At 34.0% G+C, this 5,190-nt stretch carries 5 protein-coding genes and 2 pseudogenes; 3 read left to right on the top strand and 4 right to left on the bottom strand.

Annotated features, from left to right (window positions below):
- Positions 1 to 465: 465 nt before the first annotated feature.
- On the bottom strand, positions 466 to 609 hold the full coding sequence (locus DMC01_RS15485; RefSeq protein ID WP_246059223.1) for a hypothetical protein: 144 nt from the start codon (positions 607 to 609) through the stop codon (positions 466 to 468).
- Between the two features lie 97 nt (positions 610 to 706).
- A pseudogene (locus DMC01_RS16910) lies at positions 707 to 959 on the bottom strand (IS1595-like element ISIse1 family transposase); the annotation flags it as partial.
- A 567-nt stretch (positions 960 to 1,526) separates the two neighbouring features.
- Between DMC01_RS16910 and DMC01_RS16905 the strand changes: the two are divergent.
- The 3 genes and pseudogenes from DMC01_RS16905 to DMC01_RS16110 form a co-directional block, all read left to right on the top strand.
- Positions 1,527 to 2,354 (top strand): annotated as a pseudogene (locus DMC01_RS16905) (PDC sensor domain-containing protein); the annotation flags it as partial.
- Between the two features lie 54 nt (positions 2,355 to 2,408).
- On the top strand, positions 2,409 to 3,527 hold the full coding sequence (locus DMC01_RS16900) for a methyl-accepting chemotaxis protein (RefSeq protein WP_427846131.1): 1,119 nt from the start codon (positions 2,409 to 2,411) through the stop codon (positions 3,525 to 3,527).
- A gap of 306 nt (positions 3,528 to 3,833) precedes the next feature.
- Positions 3,834 to 3,956: a hypothetical protein gene (locus DMC01_RS16110; RefSeq protein ID WP_282432319.1), complete on the top strand. Its 123-nt coding sequence runs from the start codon at positions 3,834 to 3,836 to the stop codon at positions 3,954 to 3,956.
- 198 nt (positions 3,957 to 4,154) lie between these two features.
- On the opposite strand, the gene DMC01_RS11855 is transcribed toward DMC01_RS16110, so the two are convergent.
- Positions 4,155 to 4,397 carry a hypothetical protein gene (locus tag DMC01_RS11855; protein ID WP_142694407.1) on the bottom strand — a complete coding sequence of 81 codons (243 nt, stop codon included), beginning with the start codon at positions 4,395 to 4,397 and terminating at the stop codon, positions 4,155 to 4,157.
- Positions 4,370 to 4,531, bottom strand: a complete 162-nt coding sequence (locus DMC01_RS13895; RefSeq protein ID WP_185908920.1) for a hypothetical protein — start codon at positions 4,529 to 4,531, stop codon at positions 4,370 to 4,372. Before DMC01_RS13895 ends, DMC01_RS11855 begins: the two co-directional genes overlap by 28 nt.
- Positions 4,532 to 5,190: the final 659 nt, after the last annotated feature.

Raw genomic sequence — 5,190 nt, 5'->3', positions numbered from 1 at the left:
ACAGCATAGGATCAAAGGAGGCTTTGTGAATTTTTTTAGTCATTTTATAATCCTTTTATAATCCTTTTATAATCCTTTTATAATCCTTTTATAATCCTTATGCTTGTTTGTTTTTAAAAATTGTTAGGCTAATATAGTCTTAGTGCTTGAAGGCTTATATTATTTTTTGGGCTTAATATACTTTAATAGGATTTTGGCTTATCAATTTTAATAAATGTCAATAAAATTGGCGATTGATACTTTTAGCTAAAATGACCTAGGATTTTTCCTAAGCCATTTTAACAAAATTTTATACAAATTTTCGTTTTTAACCTTGACATTAGATCGAAATTCACTCTCTTTCAAATGTAAATAGAAAAATTCTCTTGCCGTGAAACTGACCTAAGCTAACCTTCGCAAAACCCAAGAAATTCACAATTTCGTTTATGTGGTTATGTCCCTTTGCAAACTCAAATTTAGTGTGCTTTACTTTGCAATGTGCCTTTGCACCTTCTTGCAAAGTTGCAAGACAAAACGAAGCAAAAAATCCACCAAACCATCATAGGATTTTAGTCCATCGCTGTAAATTTCACTTTCTTCAAGCTCTGAAAAGTCCTTTATAATCGGCAACAATTCTTTGGCAGAGCAAGTGTTTTAGCGTATAAACTCGTGCGATTGCGTTTTAGCAAACCTTTTGCTTGCAGTTACAAGAGGCGTAACGAAGTAAAAACACAGGCGTTTTCTTGCCAGTCCCATGTCCACGCTTTCCACGCACCCTTTTTGCTCCGAAATAACTTTCATCAACTTCAATCTCACCGCTCATTTTCTAAAGAAACTTCATCTTGCTGATTTTTTCGCATTCTTTGGCTATCAAAAGCTTGCTGCACTATTCTATTAACACAAGGGCGAGAAACCTTGCACAAAACAGCGATTTTGCTTACGCAAATATCAGCACAAAAGCACTCTAAAATTGCTAAAATTTCCGCTCAAAAATATAGGGCAAAAATATCTACTAACATCGATTTTACCAAGCTTTGGGCTGTAATTATATCAGCTAAAAGTATCAATCGCCTTTGTTTTTCATAGGCGTTAACTTAAAAACCCTTTGGTTTAAGTTTAATTGAGCCAAAATTCTTACTCAAAGCACAAAGTATTTCACCTCAACAAATACTTTTTATGCTCTACTTTACACTTCCTTATCTTGCTTTCTTTTTACTTCTTTTTTGCCTTGAAAAACAAGATCTAGCATTTAATTTAAACAAGGCTTGAATTTATAGCTGCCTTACATTTAAAGATAAGCAAAGATCAATGCCTTTGACAAAAAAGCAATTTTTTTGGCTAATAAATTTAACCAAACCAAGCCTAGCTAAGATCATTTAAATTCTAGCTATTTTAAATTCACATTAAATTTATTTTAAGCCTAATGAATTTTAAATTTATGTGAATTTATACACAGTTTCACGAAACTTTTTAAGAAAATTTTAATTTTACTTGACAAAAAAAAAAAAAATAATAATATAATGTTTCGTTTAAATTAAGGAAAATCAATGAAAAAAACCTCCCTTGCTAGCAAACTCCTTGTGTATATAGTCCTTGTTTTTGCCATTTTTAGTGCCTTAAGTGCCATTTTTAATTATAAAGAAAGTGCTAATGACATTAGCGATCTTTATGCTAGCATACAAAAGGGTGCTTTGGCTGCCGCTTATGGGACCCTAAATGTGGATCACGAACAAGCCATTCATCACTTAGAGGCTGTGGCTGAGATCCTATTGGCTGGGGATCTAAATGACATAGTTTTTATAAGAACGGTTTTTGATTCTATCATTAAGCTTACTAAGTATCCAAGCATTTATCTTGCATATGAGGAAAATGGCAAGTTTATCAATAGAGACTTTGATCCAAATGATTTAAATCCAAAGCTAGTTAATGGCTATGATTTTGAGCATATTGATTACCGCACAAGGCCTTGGTATCAAGAAAGCAAAAGAGAGAAAAAAAGCATAACCACCTCTGTTTATGAGAATGTCTCAGGTATTTATGCGGGGCTAATGGTTACTACTGTAACCTATCCGCTTTATAAAAACGGTCAATTAATAGGCATCTTAGGCATAGATACCTTTGTGGATAAGTTTCAAGATAGATTTGCTGTGTTTGAAAGGGCTGAGCTTCCTAGCATGAGCATTTATGTAACCGATAATGTAGGCAAGATCTTTTCTCACAAGGATCCAGCCATAGTAGCAAAAAAGGAGTTATCCCCCCAAGAGCAAGAACTTCAAAACAAGCTTAAAACCTCATCAGAAGGAGAGTATGATTACCTAGATGATAAATCAAGGCAAAGAGTAAGCTTTTACAAACAGCTTCCCTTTGGCTGGACTGTTGTAGTTAGTGCATTAAGAAGCGATCATACTGATGCCTTGAATGAAAATTTTATGTATAGCATCATTGTATCCTTGATCTTTATAGTTCTTGGTGCTATCATACTCTTTTTTATTATCAAAAAATTCATCTCTCCTGTGGAGAGGATCAAGGATTTAATGTTTAATTTTTTCAAATACATAAACCACGAGCTAAAAGAAGCCCCAAAGCCTCTTTTATTAAACAGTAGCGATGAATTAGGACAAATGGCTACTGTTATTAATGAAAACATAAAAAGAACGGCTAATAATGTCTCAAAAGACACAAAGCTTGTCCAAGAAGCCCTTGATGCCATAAATCACGCAAAAGAAGGACACGCTACAAAAAGAATCTCCCTTGATGGCTCAAATCCTCAGCTTAACGCCCTAAAACAGTCTGTAAATGAGCTTTTAGAGCTACTTTCAGCATCAGTTGGTAATGATCTACACGAGCTAAACCGTGTCTTTGATAGCTTTACAAGGCTTGATTTTAGCACAAGGGTTGCAAATGCAAGGGGTAGGGTGGAGCAAGTTACCAACACCCTAGGTGATGAAATAGCAAATATGCTTAAAACCTCGGCTGAGTTTGCTGATGCTCTAAATAGTGAAAGCACAAGATTAAGCGAGGCTGTAAAGGCATTAACAGAAAGCTCAAATTCTCAAGCACACTCACTTGAAGAAACAGCAGCAGCCCTTGAGGAAATTACCTCTTCAATGCAAAATGTCTCCACTAAAACAACAGAAGTAATAGCTCAAAGTGAGGAGATAAAAAATGTAACAGGCATAATTGGCGACATAGCCGATCAAATTAATCTTTTAGCCCTAAATGCAGCTATTGAGGCAGCAAGGGCTGGTGAGCACGGACGAGGCTTTGCTGTGGTAGCTGATGAGGTTAGAAAGCTAGCAGAAAAGACGCAAAAATCTTTAAGTGAAATTGAAGCAAATACAAACTTGCTAGTTCAAAGCATAAACGATATGGCTGAGAGCATCAAAGAACAAACCGCTGGAATCACTCAGATAAATGACGCAGTAGCAGCCATAGAAACTTCAACCCAAGATAATGTTAGAATTGCAAATGACTCATCTTTGATCTCAGATAGCGTTAGCTCAATAGCTAAAAACATCTATGATGATGTTAAGAAGAAGAAATTCTAGGCTGGGGGCTTGGGGACTTTGAATTTAAGGCTTTTTTTTGCGGAGCCTTGAATTTAAGGCTTTGTTGTGGTTTGAATTTAAGGATTTTTTGAGTGGCTTTGAGGCTTTGAATTTTTTGAAGTTGGCTTGAAGTTTTTATAACTTAAAGCCTTAAATTTTATTATACTTAGGCTTTGAAATTTTGAGCATAACTTGAATTTTTTGAGAGGCTTTGTGGCTTTTTTGTGGGAGATACCTTGAATTTAAGGCTTTTGCGAAGCTGAGTTGAATTCTTTTTGAGTAGCCTTTCTAGGCCTTGTTAAATATTTGAGGCTTTTTTGTGAATTTGAGGCTTTTGATGGGCTTTTGTGGGAGTTTGAATATTTTTTGTGGCTTTGGGTTTTTGAATCTGAGTTGAATTTAAGAGGCTTGAAGTGGAGGGTTTTTTAGCCTAGCTTGAATTTATTTTACTTAAATTTAAGCTCAAGATACTCTAATAGGATTTTGGCTTATCAACTTTAATAAAATTTGATAAGAATTTTGTCCTAAATTTTTCGTCTTAATTCTGTTTTCTTTAAATGAAGGACAAGATTTTCTTTTTTGTGCTTTTAAATTTAGCTAAACTAAATCTTGCAAAGCCTCTTCTGCTTACAGTTGCAAGACTCGTAGCAAAAAATTCACAATTTCGTTTATGTAGTTATGTCCCTTTGCAAATTCGAATTTAGTGTGCTTTACTTTACAGTGTGCCTTTGTTCCTTCTACTACGCAGCTACAAGACGAAACGAAGCAAAAAATCCACCAAGGCACCGTAGGTTTTGAAGCTTTTCTGTAAATCTCGCACTCGTTAAGCTCTGAACAGTCCCTTATGATAGGTAGTAATTCTTTAAACAAGTAATGTTAACCACCTGCGTATAAACATAGCCGTTGCGTTTTAGCATACCTTCTCGCAAAGTTGCAAGATACATAGCACGAAGTAAAAACATAAGCGTCTTATTGCCAGCCCCACGCCCACGCTTACCACGCACACTTTTGCACCTTCTACTACACAGTTATGAGCCAAGCATTGTAAAAAATAACTCTCACCCTCTTCAACCGCTCATTTTCTAAAGAAACGTTGTTTTGCTGATTTTTTCACACTCTTTGGCTATCAAAATTTTAAATTTCACGCAAAATTGCATTCACACACACACAAGAAATTTTGCAAAGTTGAATGTTTTTTGCCTCTAAATCAAAGCTTCTTGCAAAGAAACAAGAGGCTTAAGAAAGTAAAAAATACTTCGTAATTTCTTAAATTTCTTTTGAGACAATTTAAGAATGTATCATATATTTATTTTTCATTTTGTTCTCTATACTTTAATGATCTTGTATCAAATTAAACTGTCTTAAATCAAATTATCTTTAAAAATAATGTTTTATTGATTTTTCTTGATTTGATGTATATTTCGATAAACAAACAATAAAATACTAAGCAAATATAATAATATGGTCTTTAAGTAACAATTTTACACAAGCTTAGAATTTTTTTACAATAAATTATTAATAAAACTTTGTTGAATTTACAATTTTTTTGTTACAATTAAACATTATTTTAAATTTAGGAGTGATTATGAAAAAGGTATTTTCTCAGGTGTCAAAATGTGTGTCTGGTTTTCTTGTAGTAGGTGTGCTTACTAGTTATTCTCTA

This window comes from Campylobacter troglodytis, from assembly GCF_006864425.1.
Classification (GTDB): domain Bacteria; phylum Campylobacterota; class Campylobacteria; order Campylobacterales; family Campylobacteraceae; genus Campylobacter_D; species Campylobacter_D troglodytis.
This window is presented reverse-complemented; position numbering and strand designations above follow the sequence as displayed.

What these genes read in the sequence shown, in the direction of transcription:
- DMC01_RS16900 (WP_427846131.1), top strand. Translation starts at nt 2,409, where the DNA reads ATGTATAGCATCATTGTATCCTTGATCTTTATAGTTCTTGGTGCTATC.